The 17961-nt window shown below is 57.3% G+C and carries 26 protein-coding genes; 15 read left to right on the forward strand and 11 right to left on the reverse strand.

Annotated elements, in window-relative coordinates:
* The first annotated feature begins 64 nt into the window (after positions 1 to 64).
* From O3303_RS20105 to O3303_RS20115, 3 genes are all read left to right on the forward strand, one after another.
* Positions 65 to 667: a DUF4304 domain-containing protein gene (locus O3303_RS20105; RefSeq protein WP_269562221.1), complete on the forward strand. Its 603-nt coding sequence runs from the start codon at positions 65 to 67 to the stop codon at positions 665 to 667.
* Between the two features lie 239 nt (positions 668 to 906).
* Positions 907 to 1419 (forward strand): DUF6843 domain-containing protein, encoded by a 513-nt coding sequence (locus O3303_RS20110; protein WP_269562222.1) that lies wholly within the window; start codon positions 907 to 909, stop codon positions 1417 to 1419.
* A gap of 980 nt (positions 1420 to 2399) precedes the next feature.
* Entirely contained in the window at positions 2400 to 2699 is a 300-nt protein-coding gene (locus O3303_RS20115) for a hypothetical protein (protein ID WP_269562223.1), read from the forward strand.
* 35 nt (positions 2700 to 2734) lie between these two features.
* Here the strand turns inward: O3303_RS20115 and O3303_RS20120 are convergent, their stop codons facing one another.
* Positions 2735 to 3202 (reverse strand): hypothetical protein, encoded by a 468-nt coding sequence (locus O3303_RS20120; RefSeq protein WP_269562224.1) that lies wholly within the window; start codon positions 3200 to 3202, stop codon positions 2735 to 2737.
* Between the two features lie 228 nt (positions 3203 to 3430).
* Between O3303_RS20120 and O3303_RS20125 the strand changes: the two genes are divergently transcribed.
* The 3 genes from O3303_RS20125 (at position 3431) to O3303_RS20135 (ending at position 5546) form a co-directional block, all read left to right on the forward strand.
* On the forward strand, positions 3431 to 3934 hold the full coding sequence (locus O3303_RS20125) for a hypothetical protein (RefSeq protein WP_269562225.1): 504 nt from the start codon (positions 3431 to 3433) through the stop codon (positions 3932 to 3934).
* 64 nt (positions 3935 to 3998) lie between these two features.
* Positions 3999 to 4661, forward strand: a complete 663-nt coding sequence (locus tag O3303_RS20130) for a hypothetical protein (RefSeq protein WP_269562226.1) — start codon at positions 3999 to 4001, stop codon at positions 4659 to 4661.
* Between the two features lie 453 nt (positions 4662 to 5114).
* On the forward strand, positions 5115 to 5546 hold the full coding sequence (locus tag O3303_RS20135; protein WP_269562227.1) for a hypothetical protein: 432 nt from the start codon (positions 5115 to 5117) through the stop codon (positions 5544 to 5546).
* Positions 5547 to 5723: 177 nt separating this feature from the next.
* On the opposite strand, the gene O3303_RS20140 is transcribed toward O3303_RS20135, so the two are convergent.
* Positions 5724 to 6011: a hypothetical protein gene (locus O3303_RS20140; RefSeq protein WP_269562228.1), complete on the reverse strand. Its 288-nt coding sequence runs from the start codon at positions 6009 to 6011 to the stop codon at positions 5724 to 5726.
* Between the two features lie 58 nt (positions 6012 to 6069).
* On the opposite strand from O3303_RS20140, the gene O3303_RS20145 reads away from it, so the two are divergent.
* The 3 genes from O3303_RS20145 (at position 6070) to O3303_RS20155 (ending at position 7270) form a co-directional block, all read left to right on the forward strand.
* On the forward strand, positions 6070 to 6486 hold the full coding sequence (locus tag O3303_RS20145; protein ID WP_269562229.1) for a hypothetical protein: 417 nt from the start codon (positions 6070 to 6072) through the stop codon (positions 6484 to 6486).
* Between the two features lie 72 nt (positions 6487 to 6558).
* Positions 6559 to 6849 carry a hypothetical protein gene (locus O3303_RS20150; RefSeq protein ID WP_269562230.1) on the forward strand — a complete coding sequence of 97 codons (291 nt, stop codon included), beginning with the start codon at positions 6559 to 6561 and terminating at the stop codon, positions 6847 to 6849.
* Between the two features lie 109 nt (positions 6850 to 6958).
* Positions 6959 to 7270 (forward strand): hypothetical protein, encoded by a 312-nt coding sequence (locus O3303_RS20155; RefSeq protein ID WP_269562231.1) that lies wholly within the window; start codon positions 6959 to 6961, stop codon positions 7268 to 7270.
* 60 nt (positions 7271 to 7330) lie between these two features.
* On the opposite strand, the gene O3303_RS20160 is transcribed toward O3303_RS20155, so the two are convergent.
* The 3 genes from O3303_RS20160 to O3303_RS20170 all read right to left on the reverse strand — a co-directional run bounded on the left by O3303_RS20160 (position 7331) and on the right by O3303_RS20170 (position 9531).
* Complete coding sequence (locus tag O3303_RS20160) at positions 7331 to 7831, reverse strand: ankyrin repeat domain-containing protein (protein WP_269562232.1); 501 nt, start codon at positions 7829 to 7831, stop codon at positions 7331 to 7333.
* Positions 7832 to 8360: 529 nt separating this feature from the next.
* Complete coding sequence (locus O3303_RS20165) at positions 8361 to 8762, reverse strand: hypothetical protein (protein ID WP_269562233.1); 402 nt, start codon at positions 8760 to 8762, stop codon at positions 8361 to 8363.
* A 154-nt stretch (positions 8763 to 8916) separates the two neighbouring features.
* Positions 8917 to 9531, reverse strand: coding sequence for a porin family protein (locus tag O3303_RS20170; protein ID WP_269562234.1), 615 nt, complete (start codon positions 9529 to 9531; stop codon positions 8917 to 8919).
* A 180-nt stretch (positions 9532 to 9711) separates the two neighbouring features.
* Between O3303_RS20170 and O3303_RS20175 the strand changes: the two genes are divergently transcribed.
* The 5 genes from O3303_RS20175 to O3303_RS20195 all read left to right on the forward strand — a co-directional run bounded on the left by O3303_RS20175 (position 9712) and on the right by O3303_RS20195 (position 13646).
* Positions 9712 to 10131, forward strand: coding sequence for a hypothetical protein (locus tag O3303_RS20175; RefSeq protein ID WP_269562235.1), 420 nt, complete (start codon positions 9712 to 9714; stop codon positions 10129 to 10131).
* A gap of 43 nt (positions 10132 to 10174) precedes the next feature.
* Positions 10175 to 10417, forward strand: coding sequence for a hypothetical protein (locus O3303_RS20180; RefSeq protein WP_269562236.1), 243 nt, complete (start codon positions 10175 to 10177; stop codon positions 10415 to 10417).
* A gap of 33 nt (positions 10418 to 10450) precedes the next feature.
* The gene (locus O3303_RS20185) at positions 10451 to 11257 is read left to right on the forward strand and encodes an IS5 family transposase (protein WP_269558484.1); all 807 of its coding nucleotides are present in this window, start codon (positions 10451 to 10453) and stop codon (positions 11255 to 11257) included.
* 335 nt (positions 11258 to 11592) lie between these two features.
* Positions 11593 to 13176: an SBBP repeat-containing protein gene (locus tag O3303_RS20190; RefSeq protein ID WP_269562237.1), complete on the forward strand. Its 1584-nt coding sequence runs from the start codon at positions 11593 to 11595 to the stop codon at positions 13174 to 13176.
* Positions 13177 to 13235: 59 nt separating this feature from the next.
* Positions 13236 to 13646: a hypothetical protein gene (locus O3303_RS20195; protein WP_269562238.1), complete on the forward strand. Its 411-nt coding sequence runs from the start codon at positions 13236 to 13238 to the stop codon at positions 13644 to 13646.
* An 82-nt stretch (positions 13647 to 13728) separates the two neighbouring features.
* On the opposite strand, the gene O3303_RS20200 is transcribed toward O3303_RS20195, so the two are convergent.
* The 6 genes from O3303_RS20200 to O3303_RS20225 form a co-directional block, all read right to left on the reverse strand.
* A complete protein-coding gene (locus tag O3303_RS20200; RefSeq protein WP_269562239.1) occupies positions 13729 to 14328 on the reverse strand; it encodes an SMI1/KNR4 family protein in 600 nt (199 codons plus the stop codon).
* 62 nt (positions 14329 to 14390) lie between these two features.
* A complete protein-coding gene (locus tag O3303_RS20205; RefSeq protein ID WP_269562240.1) occupies positions 14391 to 15176 on the reverse strand; it encodes a hypothetical protein in 786 nt (261 codons plus the stop codon).
* 214 nt (positions 15177 to 15390) lie between these two features.
* On the reverse strand, positions 15391 to 15945 hold the full coding sequence (locus O3303_RS20210) for a hypothetical protein (protein WP_269562241.1): 555 nt from the start codon (positions 15943 to 15945) through the stop codon (positions 15391 to 15393).
* Between the two features lie 61 nt (positions 15946 to 16006).
* A complete protein-coding gene (locus O3303_RS20215; RefSeq protein WP_269562242.1) occupies positions 16007 to 16354 on the reverse strand; it encodes a helix-turn-helix domain-containing protein in 348 nt (115 codons plus the stop codon).
* A gap of 53 nt (positions 16355 to 16407) precedes the next feature.
* Positions 16408 to 16701, reverse strand: coding sequence for a type II toxin-antitoxin system HigB family toxin (locus O3303_RS20220; RefSeq protein ID WP_269562243.1), 294 nt, complete (start codon positions 16699 to 16701; stop codon positions 16408 to 16410).
* 154 nt (positions 16702 to 16855) lie between these two features.
* Entirely contained in the window at positions 16856 to 17443 is a 588-nt protein-coding gene (locus O3303_RS20225) for a DUF416 family protein (RefSeq protein ID WP_269562244.1), read from the reverse strand.
* Between the two features lie 153 nt (positions 17444 to 17596).
* On the opposite strand from O3303_RS20225, the gene O3303_RS20230 reads away from it, so the two are divergent.
* The gene (locus tag O3303_RS20230; RefSeq protein ID WP_269562245.1) at positions 17597 to 17908 is read left to right on the forward strand and encodes an immunity 53 family protein; all 312 of its coding nucleotides are present in this window, start codon (positions 17597 to 17599) and stop codon (positions 17906 to 17908) included.
* Positions 17909 to 17961 lie beyond the last annotated feature (53 nt).

The raw sequence follows: 17961 nt of genomic DNA on the forward strand, positions 1-17961 counted from the left end.
TGCTACGAATTCAGCAACTTGCCGGCTAGCACTTCTGCAACAGCCACGACCGTTTCAGTAAACTATGCTCAAAACAGACGTTCAGCTTCGCTTTGACCAACTCGTGACGAAGGTGCTGTGGCCCGTTTTCAAGGCCCGGGGCTACAAAAAGACGGGCAACAACTTCCGCTACTACGACCCGCTGGGCTGGGGCAAGATTGTCAATATTCAGAAGAGTGCGTTTGGGGACCGGCACGACATCCGTTTTACGGTGAACACGGGGCTATATTTAGCGGAAGCCGACCGCCAGTGGACTGGTCGCATCGCCGCCGACCGGTTCCTGGAACCCGATTGTTTGATTCGCGCCCGGGTCGGCCAACTAAGCGGTTCCGGCCAAGACGTGTGGTACGAGTTCACGGAACAGACCGTGCCCGAAGTACTCTACCAGCAGGTAGAACGGGACGTGGTGACGTATGTGCTGCCCTACTTGGACCGGATGGTTTCGGCCGATGCCATCATTCAACACCTGTTGGCGAAACGTCAACCGGCTTCCGCGCAAGCAATTTCCACGGTGTTTGCGTGTGGCTACAAGGAGCAAGCCCGGCAGTGGCTAGCCGATGAACTGGCCACTGCCGCGTCGCGAACGCACCGACAGCAAATGGAATCCATCAAAGCAATTCTAGCTTAGTACCCTTCTCTTAAACTTGACAAACTTGTGCCTCGAAGGCCTCAGCTTTCGAAAACCCAACGCGTTCCATGCGGCTTCAACGCTCTCCCATATTCTTAGCAATAGGCCTCGTGCTGGTAGTCGTTGGCGTCTTTTTGTATCTGACGTTTTACTTTTTCATGTACGGGTTTGCGTCCTTATTGCTCGGCTCAGTCCTAGTCTTAGCGACAAATCGACGCTGGCCGTTTAAAATAGTGGTCGTGGGCATTCTGCTCGCGTTTGTGGGCTATTCTTGGACCCGTTCGTTTACTACCCCCGAAACGTACTTGATTCCGTCCGGCTACCGCGGACGGGTGCTCGTGATTTTCAATCAGCTGGACGGCCAAAAGCCCGAATTGGAACGGGGCCGCAGGATTTACCACATCCCCTCGTCGGGCGTACTCTTCACCCAGTTCGCCGATGAACAAGGGTTTATAGACCAGCAATACTACTATCGCACCCCCACGGGGCAGCGTCAGCGGTTGGGGGTGTTGAACACGAGAAGTTTTAACGAGGAGTGGACCACGGTCAAGAACGCCAACGAGCCGCCCCGGGACAGCCTGGCGGTCTTTAATCCGGGGACCATGGGGACATTTGGCGATGCACAGGATTCCCGCCGCAGAGTGTTCCTGGAGCTATCCGTGGGCACATACAACGAGTTGGAGCACTTCAAAGAGGTTTCGACCGACCGCCTCGACAGCCTCCAACAGGCATTCCGGAAAAGTCGTCGGTAAGTGCGAAAAGCAGCAGCGCTCCAGCCAAGGCTGCCCCAAGGAAAGACTCCTTTTGCTAAATGGAGCATGATTACCGTCGGACCGTTTTCGTGAATGGGAAGTAGTGCCGGGAAAATCTATTTTCCAACAAGAACCCCATAAAGGAGAGTTTAGGGCGCCGCCCGATACCTTTATGCGATGCGCTCTACCACCATCCATCAGCCTGTCACCTGCGCCGAAAGCTGGGATGCCATGGCCCCCACCAACGTGGGCCGGCATTGCGCCAGCTGCCAAACGCAGGTCGTCGACTTTACCCAGATGAGTGATGGGGAAGTAGTCGCCTTCTTGAGTCAGTATCACCCTGAACGCAGATGCGGCCTGTTTCGGGAAGATCAAGTGGACCGGTCCCTCCTAGCGGCGGCGCAGCCCCTGATCGGGTGGCGGCGGTGGGCGGTGACGATCGTGTTGCTCCTGTGGTCGGTGTGTGGGCTGAAGGCGCGGGCCCAAGGGGCGAAGTCAAGGGCGACGGCGACCAAGCCCACACACGCGACCATTCCCGACAGCTTGTTTCTTGTTCAGGGGGTGGTAACGAACTGGTTAGGTATCCCCAGAGCCGGCGCGTGGGTGAACATGAGGGGCAGTGGCGATAGTACGGATGCCCGGGGCCATTTTCAGTTGTTGCTGCCCAAACGGGAGGTTGGCTTGGCCCATAACATTTGGGCTAGGTATTGGAAGGAGAGTTATGGAAGAAACTATTTAGGGGCAAGGGTACGATTCGATTCTACTCGTACCAAGCTCTACCACGTTAAGTTGAAGAAAGTAATCACCCGAAACCCTGGATTCTTCTAGGCCCAGCAGCTGAGGTTTTTCTGAGTTTCGACGCAGGTCACCAGGGTCTGCAGCTACCCTCGTCTTGCCTTTCCGACCCTTTGCTTAAACTAGCACTGCGCATGCGCGGCCCGTAGTTCCTTTGTTGACTTTCCCTGCTCCCTGCTTGTGCCATGAACGACCCCGACACGAAAGAGTTGGTGTTTGCGTACACCTCGCTCTTGCCAGAAGTTACACTTCGCCCCGGGCTCCGCATGTCGGTGTGGGCCGAGGAGGACGTCCCCGCCTACTGTATGCCGTGCGAGTTTCAACAAGTCACGGACGGGCCAGCCCGGGTCGAGGTGCGCGTGCTGGCCCTCGACCCGGCGGGTCGGGTGTCGAAAGACCTGGTGGGCCGCGCTTTTTCCTTTGGGCACCCCGGGCGCATCGTCGGGCACGGGCTGCTACTTGCCGTGCTGCTTGAGGCAGAATAACGCTCTTTTAAGCGATTCGGACCCTTTTTTTAAACTCAAGCCAGTTCCTCCGAAACGATTTCGGTGGTACGGCCCCGTTGGTTGGTAATAGCAATCTGGAAGCAGTCAAACCCGTTCTGCTGCGCCTCTGCAAACGGCATCTGCCGCCCATTGGGCAGGGTAATGCCCCCCTGCTCGTCTACTTCGTCCAAGTAGCCTTCTTCCTCGTCCTCGTAATCAATCTGGTAATAGGCCGACAAGCCTACGCCGAAGGTATCTTCCCCGTCCTGGTCTTGGTAGTAGTCCCACGCCCCAAGAGCCGGCCGCTGGGCACTGGTGCCGGCGTCCCCAAACAAGGCGTCGTACCCGTGCTGGCTGCCGTCGAACAAGACAATTTCTTCCTGTGTTTCGGCATCCACCGCCACCACAATAGCCGGGCTGCCGTTGACGCCCACGATAAGCGCGCCGTGCTCCTGGTGTCGCTGGCCGGCATACCGGATGCGAAACCAGCGGTTGCCCGTCACCCCTTGGAGCTTCCTGCGCCATTCGAACGGCTCTACGCCCTGAGGCGCTTCAAGGGGAACCGTACGCTCTTGTAGGTGGGTAGGGCCAAGTAAGACGCCAGGTGCCATAGCTGGTGGAGGAAGTAGTGAAGAAGCAAAGAAATGCTCTTTACTTTGAACTGAGCGCATTTAAACTACCACCGTTTTCTTGAACGCAATGCTTGCAACTAATCCACCCTACTTTTGGGCATGACCCGTCTCGTGTATTTGGCCTTGCTGGGGGCAAGCGGGTGCGTTCGCCCGTCGGCCTATCCGCAGGCTCCTTTATCGGCCGCAGCAGAGGCAAGCTACGCGCGCTTCGGCGGTGTGCGGCCTGACGCCCAGCGGTCCGACAGCACCGTCGTGGTCTTCCCTTTTCACCCCGACGACACGCTCGCCTTCGCGCCGCGCTTGCTCAGCCCGGTCGGTCCAGCCACGCTCTCGCCGAACGAGCGGCGGCTCACCGACAGCTTGGTGCAGGCGGTGGAACGGGCCCAGCAGCTCCCGGCCTACTACCGATACCGCTACCAGTACCTGCCGGCAGTGGACGGCCGCGGGGTCACGCATGTGTGGGTACAGGGGATGTGCGCGCCGTCTGCGTCGTGGACTACACGTACCGTCGCTGCCAAGGGGGGCGGGGACTGTTTCTACCGGGTCCAACTCAATTTGTCCACTCGACGCTACACGGCTTTTGGCACCAACGCGCCCAAATAATACCCATACGCTCTTTCAACTACACGAAGGGCCTATTATTGGGTTATGCCATTACCTTTAAGGCATGGGGTTTCTGCAATGGGTTACGGCGTTTATTACCGGCCACGCGTCGGTGTCTGCGCCGGCAACTCCCTTTGCCGCGGCTGCGGACGGACTGCAGCTCGCGGCGCACTACGGCGACTTCGCGGCCTTCCTCTACCGCCCGGACTTCGACCGGTTTTTGCGCACGCAGGTGCTGCCCTTCCGCGAGCCCGATAGTGTCCACCTCGGCTTTCTGGACGAGGATCATTGGCCGGAAATTCACCCCTTCAATTTCCCGGGGCCTTTTTACACGGGCTCTTCCGACACGTGCGGCACGGGGGTGGGCGAGGCCCCGGCCAACGTGATGAACGACGCGGACTGCTGCGAATTTGTGTTCCGGCAGCCCGTCACCTTCCACGAGCTCGACGCCGTGCTCAACGCCGCGGCCGTGGAGGTGTTCGATAGTTATTCTTCCAATGGGCACGAGCGCTGGACCTATGCGGCGTGCCGCGCGTGGTGGGCCAACCGCGACACGTTGCTGCGCCACCTGGCCGACGAGGGCGTGGCGGCGATGAACGACGGGCAAGTGCAGCGGTACGGGGATTACCTGCGGGGAGATGCCGAGGCGGACCTGCGCCGCTACTGCTACTTTCTGCTGAACGGGAGCTACCCAACTGATCCGCAGATCCCGCTTCCAGAGTTGTAGCGCCCTTCTACTGTCCCGACCATTTCTATAGACAAAGACGGACCAGCCGAAACTCAATGGGAAACTAGAAAACTGACGGGATAACTTTCTAAGAAAACTGCACCATTTATCAATGGTTCAGGATCTTTGATTTCACGTCATTTCGTAGACTTTTCTGATGATCCGAGGGTACGCCCGGGTTTCCACCCAAGATCAATAACTGCATCTTCAACTCGACGCTATTAAAGGCTATGGCTGTGAGTCGGGACCGTATTCAAGGCGATGGGGTGCCAGCGAATCAACAACAATAAACTGTCCGTTTCAGCTAGACCACCTCACTTCTAACCTCGCAGAATCCTAGCAGCAACTTAGAGTGATGGGTATAGCGCTGAAGCGACTGGTAAAAGTGGTAAAGTTGACTTTTGCTTAGCTTGCTCCCCTTTCCCTTATCGGTAGTTCCTTTCTATAAGCCTTATGTGTATACGGAAACTAATTGCCAGCGCTTGTTGGGCAGTACTCCTGTCTTGTCAACAGCAAGGCAACCACTCTTTGACGGTACTAGAGATCTATGACAAGCATCTAGTATCCAAAGACATTGTAAACAAAATAGCCGATCCCTACTATGCACTTCACTTCCGGCAGGGTTTCAAAGAAGATGCTATTGCGGTATTTGCCAACGAGAAGAAAAAACACGTTTTTCTGGCTACCACGGATGAGGCCGTGAGTTTGGCTACTACCGTGACCTTAGCAAAAAAAGGAATAACCGCAATAGAAGTAAAAATTGACGGGTATGGGCTGCTTCATATTATCCCTGACGCCAGATACAATTATCTGCTGATTGATCTTGACAAAGAGCAAAAGCAACTAAAAATTAGGCATACGAATATCACACCGAAGTATTTGTAATTAATTACCGTACTTTATTTTTCCCGGCTTGCAGGCGCCGCAGGAGCGGGCTGGCATGGAGGTCACCCGCCGAACCTCAGCAAGAAAGTTCAAAGCGGAGGCGGCTAAGACGCTCCTTAAACTGAATTGCCGCGTTCAAGCCAGGACCGTTTCGCTAAACGACAAGGTGAAGGCTTTCTACTGATTGTAGCTCCACGCGGTGACGGTGTCGTGGTCCAGAAACACGCGCAGAGCATCGGGAGCACCCAGCCCCATCTCGTAATGCAGTACTGGTGGATAAGGCGCCTCCGGCCAAGCATAGGTCGTGTCCGGCACCCCAAGCAGTGCGGTTACTTCGACGCGTGACATGCCCACCTTGATCTGGGGAAGTTTGGAGTATATGTGGTTGGCTCGATCGAAGACCAACGTATACAGCCCGTACCCGAGCGCAGCCAGCAGAAGGAAACCAATGAATAGTTTTTTCATCAGATGAGCAAAGTACCGTTCCTTTCGCTAATCGAACCGGTTTTTTGAACTGTAAACCATGCGAGTCGAAGACCTTCGGTATCATTCCAAAGACCACCAGTGGTTCGGTCTAGTGAACGACCTTTATCCAGGTCGCGGGGTAGAATTAACCGTGGAGGGAGACCAAGCCCCAGAAGGGCTTGCCACCAAACTGACGCTGGTGCGCGAACTAGCTGCCGACCTCGATGACGTCCTGGAGCAACTCCATCAGTTGGCCTACCACAAGTACCAGGGCACGCAGTGGGCAAAACCGCTGGCTGACATCAGGGCGATGTACTTCTTGTCATCCGTTACGCTCAAAAGCGACAACACTTCGTGGTGGTTAGTGCTGGAGCCAGAGTTCGACGTGGAGACCGTCTACAATCATTTTCTGCGATTCACCATGGTCAAGCGGGAAATTGTATGGACTAATTTTGCTCGCGATGTAACCGCTTAATCGGATAAGGCGAGGGCATTTAACGCTCGTTTACTTCTTGACCGTTTCGGCGGAACGTTTTACTCCAAAACGATGAAGAAAATTAATGAAAACGGGTCTGTCGAATGGGTTATCCGGGAGGACTGTGACTTTGCCGCCTTTTACCGAATAGCCGAGCAGCTCCACAACGAGTTTAAAGTTTTCTTTTTGGAACGGGTAGGTGATCTTGATACCCTGTACTGGCCGTTTTTCTACAAAGGCGGGGAATATGTGCTCCATTACAACGTGTACATGGGGGCGAGTATCTACCCACAAAACACCATCAGGGCCACAGAAAGGGAGAAAGCGTTCCTCTCGGATTTTGATATTAACTGGTGCAACTAAACCCCGTGGGGATGCTGAACCAGACGCGCCTCATCAAAATGCTTCTTGTGCGATTCGGACCGTTTCAGTAAACGTCCGCTGGACTGGTTTGCCCTGTATTTTTGAGCCGATGGACCACCGTACGTTTTTTGCCTACTACCTACCGGCTTTAGCGGAAGCGCTGCGGCACGACCACGAGTGGGAGGTCTTTTCGGTGAAAGGACCAGAATTTTTTTACGTCGGTGATGAACAGCTGTACCAAGCCCTGGAGACCTTCATCGAAGCCCACTGCGACGAAATCCCACTCTTTGACCGGGTTGGGCTGTACTTCGATTGCTTGTCCCATGGCTTTGATGCCATCGACGGCGTTAAGACCAAGGACTACAAAGCGATGCTACAGCAGGAAGCGGCGTCCTTGAAGCAAAAGTTTGAAGTGGAATAGAAGGGGAACCCTCGTTTAAGCGATTTCGACCCTTTCGCTGAACGCCAGTGCAGTTGTAGACTACGCTGTAAAGAACTGCTTGACGTTGAAATTGGCAATGGTTTCGGCCAGTTTGCCCGGGCTTACGCCGCTGTCGTTGGCCTGGTCTGGGTTCGCTCCGTGCGCGAGTAGGAGCTGCAGCATGGCGCCCCGCCCGCGCGATTCAAACGCGGCACGCCACAACGGGGTGTTCCCGTAGGCATCCGGCGCGTCCACCGTGGCCCCGGCCGCGAGCAGCAACGCCGCCATTTCCACGGCATGGGCTTGGGCAGCAAAGTGCAGCGCCGTCCAGCCGTTACGGTCTGGCTGGTCCAGAGCAGGCCCTTTGGATAGCACCCACTGCAGCATCGTCGCGTCACCATAGTTCACCACTAACGAAAGCACGGTCCGGCCGCTGCTGTCCGGCAAGTTGACCGTGGCCGCCGTCACGTGCTGCTTCAGCGCCGGGTAACCCTGCCGATGAATGGCGGGAAGGACTTCCGGGGATAAGCGGGGCGAAGCAGGAGGGTAGGATTTGCTCATTGTACCAAACTTATCCTCGCTATGGGGTTGTATTCACTGTTCCAAAGCAAGTTGACTTGAGGGAACAGCCGAAAGGGTCCTTGGGGACGGTCACCTCAAATTCTGGAGCCTTGACGGGCTGAACCGTTACGGTGACTCCTATCGGGAAAGGCTTTCCGAAGTAACACAGGTTTAGCACTCGGATAGTGTCTTGTGTGCTAGTCTTCACCAACGTCGCAGAAGCATTAGCGACAAGTCCGCATAGGTCATCGGTTTGCGCATGGAATATTACCTGCCCCCTGACGGGGGTGCTGAAGGCACGATAAACCCATTCTCGCCGACAGTCATCTTGTATTGAGTACGCTGAGGCTAGTGGTGCTGTCCGACACTCTAATCCCCTCGCGATAAGCAGAAGTATAAGACCCGGGGTGAGTATATTCATCTGTAAGTAGAAGGCATAATGCTACACGAATGTAACCCTCGTTTCGCCGAATCACCGTTAAAGTGAACGAGTAGACGCTACTTATCCATTAGCAAAGCTTAATCAAGCTTATGTTTTTATGGAAAATATGAAGGACATATTAGCCGTGGCTGGTGCTAGCAAGTCTGCATTGGCAAACCAATCCAGATGAAAATGCCCACCAGGGGGCACATTGCCTAGGCTTTCCACGAAATCAGTCAACTTTCGGAACGCTTGTGAGTCTCCAACGAGCTTGAACTCGGCACCCTGTATCAGGGCCGTGATTACTCCACTCGAGTGGCTTACCGTCTCCATTGACAAATGCCTCATTGGCAATGGGAAATGAATATTGGGCTTGAGCTTGAGGGCGAATATGCCTATTGAACGTTCAGCCAACTGCTTCGCAGCACTGGCAAAATCAGCTTCGTTGCCCGAAATATCGATTTCGGAGTACTCTTGCTGCGTGCTAATGTTAATGGCTACTTCGCACATAATATGTGTTGAATTTGAACGCTCGTTTTGGCGAATCCGACCGTTTGCGTAAACACAGAAGCTAGCAGAAAGTCTTTCTTTGATACCCTGTCTAGTGCTCCGCTGTAGGTTTCTGCAGCAACCGGTGGAAGACCATCCAGTAGGCTAGCGTACCCTACTTGCTTCCCAACATGTAGCCAGCATACAGTTGAAACGCATTGTTCCACATGTTTTCCGTGGCCCTTATTTGGCCACCGGAAATAATTGGTTGATTGAGGCGAGTAAGGCCGCCATTGAAGCGAAAGCCGAGGAGTGGGCCACTGGCCAACTGATAGCCCAGGCCGGCGGCGTACCCCACATCAACTTTTTCGTAGCTGTCACGCACCTTATAGGAGTTATCCATAAAGGTGGAGGTAGCCCGGAACAAATAGCCAAACTGAGGACCGCCTTCGAGGAAAACCCCGGTTTCGCCCAGCCGCGCTTTGACCATAATAGGCAAATCCAGGTAGGAGAATACAGTATATATCTCGTTCACCAACTTATTCTTGGCCCCTTTCTGCGAATACAACAATTCCGGCTGCACGGAGAACTTATCGGTCACTTTCACCTCGGCCAGCACGCCGGCATGAAAACCCAAGCGGTAAGCATTGCTCGCGGAGCTAAGCTGTGCGGGGTCCACTCCCCTGAATTTGGTGTAGGAAGGACCCGCTTTAACGCCAAAACGTACCGTTTGGGCTGCGGCTACGGAAGCAGTCGTTGTGAGGAGGATGGAGAGGAAAATACGGTGCATAAAAAACTGATTGGTGTAGGTTTGCGCGGCCTGAACGTCCGCTTCTGCGCTTCTATTGCCTGCTGTACGAATACCAGCATCGCGTATCCGATAAGCCTCGTTTAAGCGATTCCGACCGTTTGGCTAAACCGCTCTCGCTACTGAGTCTAATCTGCGCTCCTTGCTGCCCTATTTCACGTCATGAACAAGTTCTTCTTGGTTTCCGTGCTGCTGATTGGCGTGGCTGCGCTGGCGTTGTTCGGCTACGCCCTCTTCCGCTACCCAGTGCCCGAAGCGCCTGCCAGCCCCGTACTCTTATTTGCTTCGTATGAGTCCGGCGTCAACGGCACGCTGCTGAAGTTCCGGCTTGATAGCACCTTTCAGTACGAGAACTTGGGTTTTGGCGGGTCAGACGTAGTCACCGGTCGCTATACGCGAATCGACAGTCTCATCCGATTAGATCGGCTGCCGAAAACCGGAATGTTGAAACGCAACACGCTGCTGGTTCGCCTTTCCCCCTTCACCGAAACAGGACAAGGGATTTGGCAGGTCGGGCCAATGGGCCGCGTAGATTCTACGTTGGCGGTATTCACTGTCTTCCCTCTTACTCCTGCCAAGTAATTACCCTCGTTTCGCCGAATCACCGTTTTTTTTATACTATTCTATGGGCTATAGTCTGCGCGCCTTCATTGGTTCAACCGATGCCTTACTCCCGTTGGCCGCTGCTTACCCAGAAGCGGTGCGCGTGCCGCTCACCCAGGGTCTTTGCCTGATTCCGCTTACGGGCGAGCTCTACGATGGCATCGTGAACGGGGTGAGTTCGGCACACATCGCGCCCTTCTCCTTCATGCCTACACAGCTGGAGCAGCAGGTGCGCTCGCACATCGGTCTCGCGGCCGTCGGCTAGAGCCTGTTATGCACTGGTAGCGTAATTTGGGGTATGGCACAGCAAAGCGGATACCCCAGCGACGTATCGGATACAGAATGGATGTTTGTAGCACCCTATTTGGCCCTGGTGCGGGAAGAGGCGCCGCAACGCGAGCATGCGCTGCGCGATGTGTTCAACGCCCTGCGTTACCTGGTCAAAACTGGCTGCGGCTGGCGTTACCTGCCCCACGACTTGCCGCCCTGGGCCGCCGTGTATCAACAATGGGCCCGATGGCGGGATAACCGCTGTTTTGAGCACATGATGGCCGATTTGCGCGAACTGGCACGGGTGCTGGCCGGCCGCGAGGCCGAGCCCACGGCCGTGATTCTGGACTCGCGCACGGTGCAGAGCACACCCGAAAGCGGGGCCCGCGCCGGTTACGACGGGGCCAAGCGGCGCAAGGGCAGCAAGGTGCACGTGGCCGTCGACACGCTGGGCCACCTGCTGGCCGCCGTCGTCACGCCGGCCAACGAATCCGACCGCGGGCAGGTGGAGGCGCTCTGCCAGCGAGTGCAGCAGGTCACGGGCCAAAAGGTACAGGTGGCGTATGTGGATCAGGGCTACACGGGCGAGGCAGCCGAATACGCCGCTGCCGTGCACGATATTGACTTACGGGTTATTGCCAAGCCAGCCGGACAAACCGGCTTTGTGCTGTTGCCCCGCCGCTGGGTCGTCGAGCGCAGCTTCGGCTGGGCCGCTCGCTTCCGACGCTTGGCCCGCGACTACGAACGCCTGGCCCTGACCATGCAACAGTTTCATTTCCTGGCCTTCGCGACACTCTTGCTGGCAAAAGGCGTTTTTCGCGCCACTAGTCCATAACAGGCTCTATGTCGAAGCCGACTATTTCGGTGGCCACGGCCAGCAAGCGGCGCTGTGCTGGCAGAATGGGCAGCGGCAGGTATGGGGGCCAAGCCAGGGCGCCATTAATGCCCTACTCGCACAACTAGGCGCCGTAACCACACGGGGGCACCAGGACGCCTTTGAGGCGGTAGGTCTACGCCAACACCGCCACACCGAAGACTGGTTACCTGAATAACCCTTTGATTGAACTTGGTTGGCCTCTCGCTACAGGTTTGAGGTTACCCCGGAGTTAGCTCTCCGTTGCGTAGGATTCTAGTAGGTTTGTGGCCGCTCCCACCTGCTGTACGCTGCTTATGCCCCGAATCTTTCATCTGGTTTTCACGCGCTTCCTGGCCTTCTGCTTGCTGGTTAGCTTGCCGGGGTACGCCCAGATGCCCAGTGGCCGCTGGGCGCAACAGCTCGGCGGCAGCGGCAGCGATTTGGGTGCCGACGTGGCGGTCGATGACGCGGGCAATGTCTACGTGACGGGCAGCTTGCAGTACACGGCGCAAATTGGCTCGGTTACGCTGTCCAGTCCGGGCGGCCCGTACGACAATGCCTACGTGGCCAAGTTTGATGCCCAGGGCGCGTTGGTCTGGGCGCGGCAAGCCCTCGGCAACGGGTTGAGTTCGAGTGGTGGCGGCAGCGTTGCGGTCGACGGGGCCGGCAATGTTTACGTGACGGGCCGCTTTACCGGGCCCCTGGCGTTCGGCTTGTTGAGTACCCGCCAGTCGGCGAACGGCAGCGATGCCTTCCTGGTCAAGTTCGACAACCAGGGCACGGCCCAATGGCTGCAGCAGGCGGACCGCCCAGGGGGCATCGGTGAGGGGGTGGCGGTCAGCCCCACCGGGGACGTGTGCGTGGCGGGCGTCTTTGCCGCTTCCCCGGCCGGGGCCGCGGTCTTTGTGCACCAATACGATGCACAGGGCGGGCTGGTGTGGCGTCAAACCGCCGCGGGCAATTCCGAAGTCCGCGCGACCACCGCCGTGGCCCTGGACGCCACGGGCAACGTCTTCGTCGCGGGGAACCGGGCCACGGACGTGTTCCTGCACAAGTACTCCCCGCTCGGGGCCCTGGTGTGGGCGCGGTCCGGGGGCGGCCCGGGCCGCGACGGGGCCGGCAGCCTCGCCGTGGACGCGAGCGGCAACGCCTATCTGGCCGGTTATTTCCTCGCCCAAGCCACGTTTGGCGGGGTGGGCCTCGCCAGCCAGGGCGGCGGGAACGACCAGGACACCTTCCTGGTGAAATACGACCCGCTCGGGGCGGTGCTGTGGGCGCGCAGCGTGGGGAGTGAATACCACGACGTGAGCGGCGCCGTGGCGCTCGACGCGGGGGGCAACCCCTACGTCAGCGGCGATTTTAGGGGCACGTTGGTCTTCGGCGGCACGGCCCTCCCCACGGCGGGCTCTTCGGATGTGTTTGTGGCCAAGTTCACCCCGCAAGGCACCCCGCAGTGGGCCCTGCGCGACGGCGGACCGGAAGCGGAGTATTGCCGCTCGCTGGCCGTACGCGGGACCGGCGAGCCGTTCGTGGCGGGGGATTTTTATTTTCAGCGCAGTTCGCTGGCGGGCCAAGCGTTTGTCGGGCGGGGGGACGGCGATGCCTTCGTGGCCCGGCTGGGCAGTGTCTTGGCCACGCGCACAGCAGACGGCCTGGCGCGCACGGCGGTGCTCGGCGTGTACCCCAATCCGGCCCGAGGCGAGGATGCCCCGCAGCTGCTGGCCCCCCCGCGGCGCACGCCCCAGGAGGTCGAAGTGCTAAACGGCCTGGGGCAGGTGGTGCGCCGGCAGACGCTCCCGGCCGGGAGTCAGGCGCTGGTTCTGCACACGGCCGGGTTGCTCCCCGGGGCGTACGTGGTGCGCGTGGCGGGCGTCACGGGGCGCTTGCTCATCGATTGAGAATGGGTTTTCCTGCGTTCACTCGCCGACCGTTTCGCTGGACACCCTAAGCAGTAAATATGAAAGGCATTTTCAGCTTCTTACTGGCCACTATGTTCTTGCCACACGTCGAGCGGCAAGACGAAAAGCGCGTATACCTGATAACCGAAGTAGAGCGACTGCCCCAGGTTATCTATGAAAAGAAAGTGTTGAGCATCAATGCCTACCTCCGCACGGCTTTTCACTGGAAACGAGGCATGGACGAAGGGGAAAAAATAGTGTTCTCTTATGTAGTTGGCGCCAAGGGGCAGGTAACGAACCTGCGCGTCCTTGAGCATCCACAGGTTTGTTCGTTATGTAAACAGGAACTCCTACGCCTTATGAAGGCCATTCCGCGCGTTGTGCCTGCTCAAAGGGCCGGTAAATCGGTTGCGGTTAAAATGACTACCATTTATCATTTTGAAGTTGCGGGCTCCGGAAAGTGGGAATGATAAGCGTCAATACCGTAGCACTAATCGGCTCGTTTTGGCGAATCAGACCCTTTTCGTAAACTCACTTTGTTAATGGATTGGCTTAACCAGCGAGTGCGTCACGTTGCTCTTGTGCGGCGCGCAAGGCCAGCATAAGGTCTAAAAAAGAGCCATATAGCAACTCCGTAGGTGCCGGGTCTTGATACACATCTAATACGCGAACCACGGCGCAATCCTGCCCGTCCGGGGTGCAGTGGTTAAAATCAAAGCAAATCGGCTTCAATTTGAGGTCGTACGCGAATTGAATATAGCCCTGCTGCCGGAGGGTGCCTGGTTCCTGTAAAAAGAAGTAATGGTCCAGTAAGCCGGCCTTCCACTCTTTGGGGTCGTGCAGGATAAACGAGACGCCCGCGACGTCATCCAAGTCTAAGAAGTGGCGGTAGCGTAGAAATTTGACATACAGCGCCGGGAAAGAGTGGCCGATGGCAGCTTCCAACTCGTGGATATCTGCCTCGGTGACAGTACTGGCAATGGGCTTCCAGGACGCCCAGTCGCCTCCCCAGCCCGCTTTTAACGGTCGCGATGGGTCTAGCATGGCGGCATCCACGAAAATAGCAGGCTCCCACATCAAATCGTGAGCGGCCCGAAATGCCAAGGCAGCGTCTAAATAATCTCGAACGAGTATTTGACCATCATTGCTCATGGTTTTAAAGTAACGCTCGTTTTGGCGATTCCGACCGTTTCGCTGAACGATACTCCGCCCGTCTATTGCGGCGTATTCTTTTGGCCCGGCCGCTGCTCCACCAAAGCCCAGTGGGGGTCCACTAGGTACAGGGCGTGGGCAGTAGGGTCATAGTACTTGAAGCGAAAGGGCGGGGTCGGAGGCGGGCCGGCGTGGGCCGTCAAGGGCTGCCAGGTGTAAGCCGCCGTGTGCACGTCGTGGAACTCGTCTTCGACCGTGACCTGCGCGCCGGCTGGGCCCGGGACCAGCGCCACGTACACGTCCGCTTCGGGGCTGCCGGTGGCCACGGTGTAGCCGGTCACGAGCTGGGGCCGCGGCCCCGCGTTCTGCGTTGGCCGGAACATGGGCGCGTACTCGCGGTCGTTGTAGTTGAAGTGCAGCAGCTTGCGCTGCACCCCGCCCGTGACGAGCCCCACGATCTTGCCCAGCGGGTACTCCACCCGGTAATCGGCGAAGTCTACCACCAGCGGGGTCTGCGCGGGCACGACGACGTAATGGCCTGGCGACATCAGGGCCCCGTCCGCGTCGAACACCCGCAGGTGGTGCACGTTCGAGGCCCCATCCACGGGTCCGTCGTAGTCCACCCACCCGTAGAGCATAAAATGGTCCTGGTTGCTTTCCCACAGGTGCGCGTGCGCCGGCAGGTGCGGCGGCTTGTGGGCCAAGAGGTCGGCTTTCGACCGCTGCGCCGGAACGACGGTTCGGGTCACGACGTAGTGCCGCTCGTCGACTCGGGCAACAGCTACCCCCGGGGGTTGAGCCGCCTGGCAACCGGTCAGGAAGGCCAGGAGCACGGCACAGCGAGTCACAACAGGTGGGAACACGGTCGGAAGGGGACAGGGGTAAAAGAAAAGAGCCGTCATGGCAGCGGACTCGACTGCCTGCGTGGTCCGCGTAAAAGTAGCTTTAGCAAACCCTCGTTGTGCTACTCAGACCCTTTCACTGAACGTTTGTTAGGGTGTACGGTCAGGTCTATTAAGGGCCATTCTCACTTCCGCATCAACAGAGGAGCGAGTAAAAAGGCTATGGATTTATCGTAATGGAATTGAAGAAGCGTCGGCGCTGGGCGTGGTCAACTAAGCCTAAACTGTCGGAGAGGTTAGCAGGCCGGAAAATAAGATTATAGCCGATCGAATCTAAAATCAGACTGCGCATGTAACGCACTCTACGATGGCCTGTGCGCGCATCTAATGCTGTATACTTAATCTCGATGCCAATGCCACCAGCTATTTGGAAGGAAGTGCGCTTGAGTAGGTGAGTCTGGTTTTCATCTGCCAATGTCCCCTTGACTACACTATCATAAAAAAGCCGATGCTGCGTTGTGTCCCCTTGTCTAATTACTTCGGCATTCACGAAAGGAATTCGCATTACTACGCATAGTCCTTCCGACGCCCGCGCCACCCATGTCTGGGTGCGTGTGGGAACTTGGCCAGCGGGCAGCACCTGGGCCAAATTTAGCGCTGTGGCCTGAGCGGGTAGCTCTACGGTGAGTCGTTTATCTACTGCGAAGGACTGCCAGGTGTCGGTGGCTGTACAGGCAAGCAGCGGCAACATTAACAAGTAGCGAGTAAGCTTCATGCCCGCGAAGGTCAGCAATTCGCTCCTTTAATTGAACGCGCCCTGTGCCTGATCAGGCCCGTTAAGCGGCCTCTAAAATGAAGTCGGCGGGAATGCCCAGGCGCTGGTAGAGGCGCTTGGCCAGGTCCAGGTTGATGCGGCGGCCCTGCAGCACGTCGCTCAGGCGCGAGGCCGGGATGCCCAGCAGCGCGGCCAGGTTTTTCTTGTTGAGCTTGCGCCGGTACATCTCCAGCTCCAGCCGGCCCACCAGCGTCCGGGGCTCGGGCAATTCGTAGCCCTGCTCCTTTTCGTAGGCACTGATGGCGTCGCGCAGCGCCCGCATGGGAGCCAGGTCTGCGGGTTCGTGGTCCATCCAGGCTGTGAACTGGTCCAGGGCCTGTTGGTAGTCGGCTTCGGTGCGAATGTCCATGAGTTAGATGCGTATAAAATGGAAGAGAAACAACGGGTGCTCAACGCGGGTGCTCAAACGGTGTCGGCGTCGATGTTGTCGTACTGCTGGTGCGTGCCCACAAAGCGGACGAACACGGTGCGGGTGGCGAAGTGTAGCCGGGCCACCAGGCGGTAGCGGTTACCCCGGATGTTGAACACGTAGCGCCCGTCGCGGGTGTACTCGGCCGTGTTGTAGTCCCGGATCACGTCCGCGTGCCGGGCCCAGTCGCTTTCCTGCACGAAGGCGTACCAAGCACTCAGCGCTTCCTTCGCATCGGGGTGCTTTTCCCAAAACTCCCGTAGCGGCTTCTGGGAAATGATGACCATACCCAAAGGTACGAAGTAGAATTCCGGAATTGATAATTTTATCCTGAAATATGTAATTACGGTTTCTAGAAATTAGTTCATCACATAGAACGTCTCCTCTTGCTCCAGCAGGATAATCAAGTGGAAATAATCACCGTTTTTGTAGACGATTAGGCTATAGTAGAGTCAAGTCTATTAACGGCTCGTTCCCACCTTGGGCACGCAGCTGCTCGACCGCGGCGGCCGTTAGCGGGCGCTCTGTCGCCAAGGCCTGGGCTAGGGCGAGCTGCCGCGCGACTTCGCGTTGCATTTCTGGCGTGGCGCCAACAAAGGCATTCAATGCTTCCAAGGGTAGTTCCACGCCCGTTACGTCCTGCACGTACATATCCACTGTGTCCCGGGCCGCTGTGGCGCACTGCAAGGCGTGTTCTGCCTCTCCATCCTGCACCAGCGCCAAGGCTTCGCCCAAGGCCACGCAGGCGTCAAAGGCATAGGAGGCAAACGGGTTGGTGCTCTCGTCCAAATCCGGCCAAAACACCTCCAACTGCGCCTGCAAGTACGCCCATTGGTCCGGCGCAATGGCTTGCTGCACCCCAAACGCGCACAGGGCCGCGATGACCGTGCGAAAGATGGGCGCTCCTTTCTCCGTTTCCGCTTGGTCAAACCGCTCTACCGACGGGAGCAAGCGCGCACAGGTCAAGGCAGCGAACACCGCCTGGTGCGTGAGGGGTAACGGCAAGAGTAAGGGGCGCAGGTCGTCCATTCAAATCATGTAAGGGGCCACAAAATAGGCTCGTTTTGGCGAATCCGACCGTTTCCGTGAACACATCACTAGTGCTTGGATTGGTCTATTTCGTAGCTTGCTCGCACAAATAAGCGGAATACCCCGCTTTGCTTACCCCATACTCCGGCAAGGATGGAAACGCTGACTTGGCTGCAAGACTGGTACCGGGCCCGGTGCGATGGGGAATGGGAATTCCGTGAAGGCATCAAGCTGCTTTCCACGAGCAACCCGGGCTGGAGCGTGGAAATCAACGTGTCGGATACCCCTTTAGAGGACGCATACCTTCCCTTGACTAAGTTCGACCGGTCGGAGAGTGATTGGTACGGCTACTTCCTGGAAGACGCCTTGTTTGTCGGCTCCGGCGACCCGGCAAAGCTGGAAGTCATTTTGCGTGTGTTTCGCAACCTGATAGAAAACGGCATCCCTTCGCCATCCAACGCCTAAACGCTCGTTTACCTCTCGACCGTTCAAGTAATGCTACGGAGTTCTGTTACCTC

The sequence above is a fragment of the Hymenobacter canadensis genome (assembly GCF_027359925.1).
Lineage (GTDB): Bacteria > Bacteroidota > Bacteroidia > Cytophagales > Hymenobacteraceae > Hymenobacter > Hymenobacter canadensis.

Bases quoted from the DNA above. Each gene is read 5' to 3' on its own strand.
- O3303_RS20135 (WP_269562227.1), top strand. From the start codon at position 5,115: ATGTGTATACGGAAACTAATTGCCAGCGCTTGTTGGGCAGTACTCCTG.
- O3303_RS20225 (WP_269562244.1), bottom strand. From the start codon at position 17,443: ATGGACGACCTGCGCCCCTTACTCTTGCCGTTACCCCTCACGCACCAG.
- O3303_RS20230 (WP_269562245.1), top strand. From the start codon at position 17,597: ATGGAAACGCTGACTTGGCTGCAAGACTGGTACCGGGCCCGGTGCGAT.
- O3303_RS20125 (WP_269562225.1), top strand. From the start codon at position 3,431: ATGACCCGTCTCGTGTATTTGGCCTTGCTGGGGGCAAGCGGGTGCGTT.
- O3303_RS20210 (WP_269562241.1), bottom strand. From the start codon at position 15,945: ATGAAGCTTACTCGCTACTTGTTAATGTTGCCGCTGCTTGCCTGTACA.
- O3303_RS20165 (WP_269562233.1), bottom strand. From the start codon at position 8,762: ATGTGCGAAGTAGCCATTAACATTAGCACGCAGCAAGAGTACTCCGAA.
- O3303_RS20105 (WP_269562221.1), top strand. From the start codon at position 65: ATGCTCAAAACAGACGTTCAGCTTCGCTTTGACCAACTCGTGACGAAG.
- O3303_RS20180 (WP_269562236.1), top strand. From the start codon at position 10,175: ATGGGCTATAGTCTGCGCGCCTTCATTGGTTCAACCGATGCCTTACTC.
- O3303_RS20215 (WP_269562242.1), bottom strand. From the start codon at position 16,354: ATGGACATTCGCACCGAAGCCGACTACCAACAGGCCCTGGACCAGTTC.
- O3303_RS20175 (WP_269562235.1), top strand. From the start codon at position 9,712: ATGAACAAGTTCTTCTTGGTTTCCGTGCTGCTGATTGGCGTGGCTGCG.
- O3303_RS20200 (WP_269562239.1), bottom strand. From the start codon at position 14,328: ATGAGCAATGATGGTCAAATACTCGTTCGAGATTATTTAGACGCTGCC.
- O3303_RS20130 (WP_269562226.1), top strand. From the start codon at position 3,999: ATGGGGTTTCTGCAATGGGTTACGGCGTTTATTACCGGCCACGCGTCG.
- O3303_RS20160 (WP_269562232.1), bottom strand. From the start codon at position 7,831: ATGAGCAAATCCTACCCTCCTGCTTCGCCCCGCTTATCCCCGGAAGTC.
- O3303_RS20115 (WP_269562223.1), top strand. From the start codon at position 2,400: ATGAACGACCCCGACACGAAAGAGTTGGTGTTTGCGTACACCTCGCTC.
- O3303_RS20195 (WP_269562238.1), top strand. From the start codon at position 13,236: ATGAAAGGCATTTTCAGCTTCTTACTGGCCACTATGTTCTTGCCACAC.
- O3303_RS20220 (WP_269562243.1), bottom strand. From the start codon at position 16,701: ATGGTCATCATTTCCCAGAAGCCGCTACGGGAGTTTTGGGAAAAGCAC.
- O3303_RS20190 (WP_269562237.1), top strand. From the start codon at position 11,593: ATGCCCCGAATCTTTCATCTGGTTTTCACGCGCTTCCTGGCCTTCTGC.
- O3303_RS20170 (WP_269562234.1), bottom strand. From the start codon at position 9,531: ATGCACCGTATTTTCCTCTCCATCCTCCTCACAACGACTGCTTCCGTA.
- O3303_RS20185 (WP_269558484.1), top strand. From the start codon at position 10,451: ATGGCACAGCAAAGCGGATACCCCAGCGACGTATCGGATACAGAATGG.
- O3303_RS20140 (WP_269562228.1), bottom strand. From the start codon at position 6,011: ATGAAAAAACTATTCATTGGTTTCCTTCTGCTGGCTGCGCTCGGGTAC.
- O3303_RS20155 (WP_269562231.1), top strand. From the start codon at position 6,959: ATGGACCACCGTACGTTTTTTGCCTACTACCTACCGGCTTTAGCGGAA.
- O3303_RS20150 (WP_269562230.1), top strand. From the start codon at position 6,559: ATGAAGAAAATTAATGAAAACGGGTCTGTCGAATGGGTTATCCGGGAG.
- O3303_RS20145 (WP_269562229.1), top strand. From the start codon at position 6,070: ATGCGAGTCGAAGACCTTCGGTATCATTCCAAAGACCACCAGTGGTTC.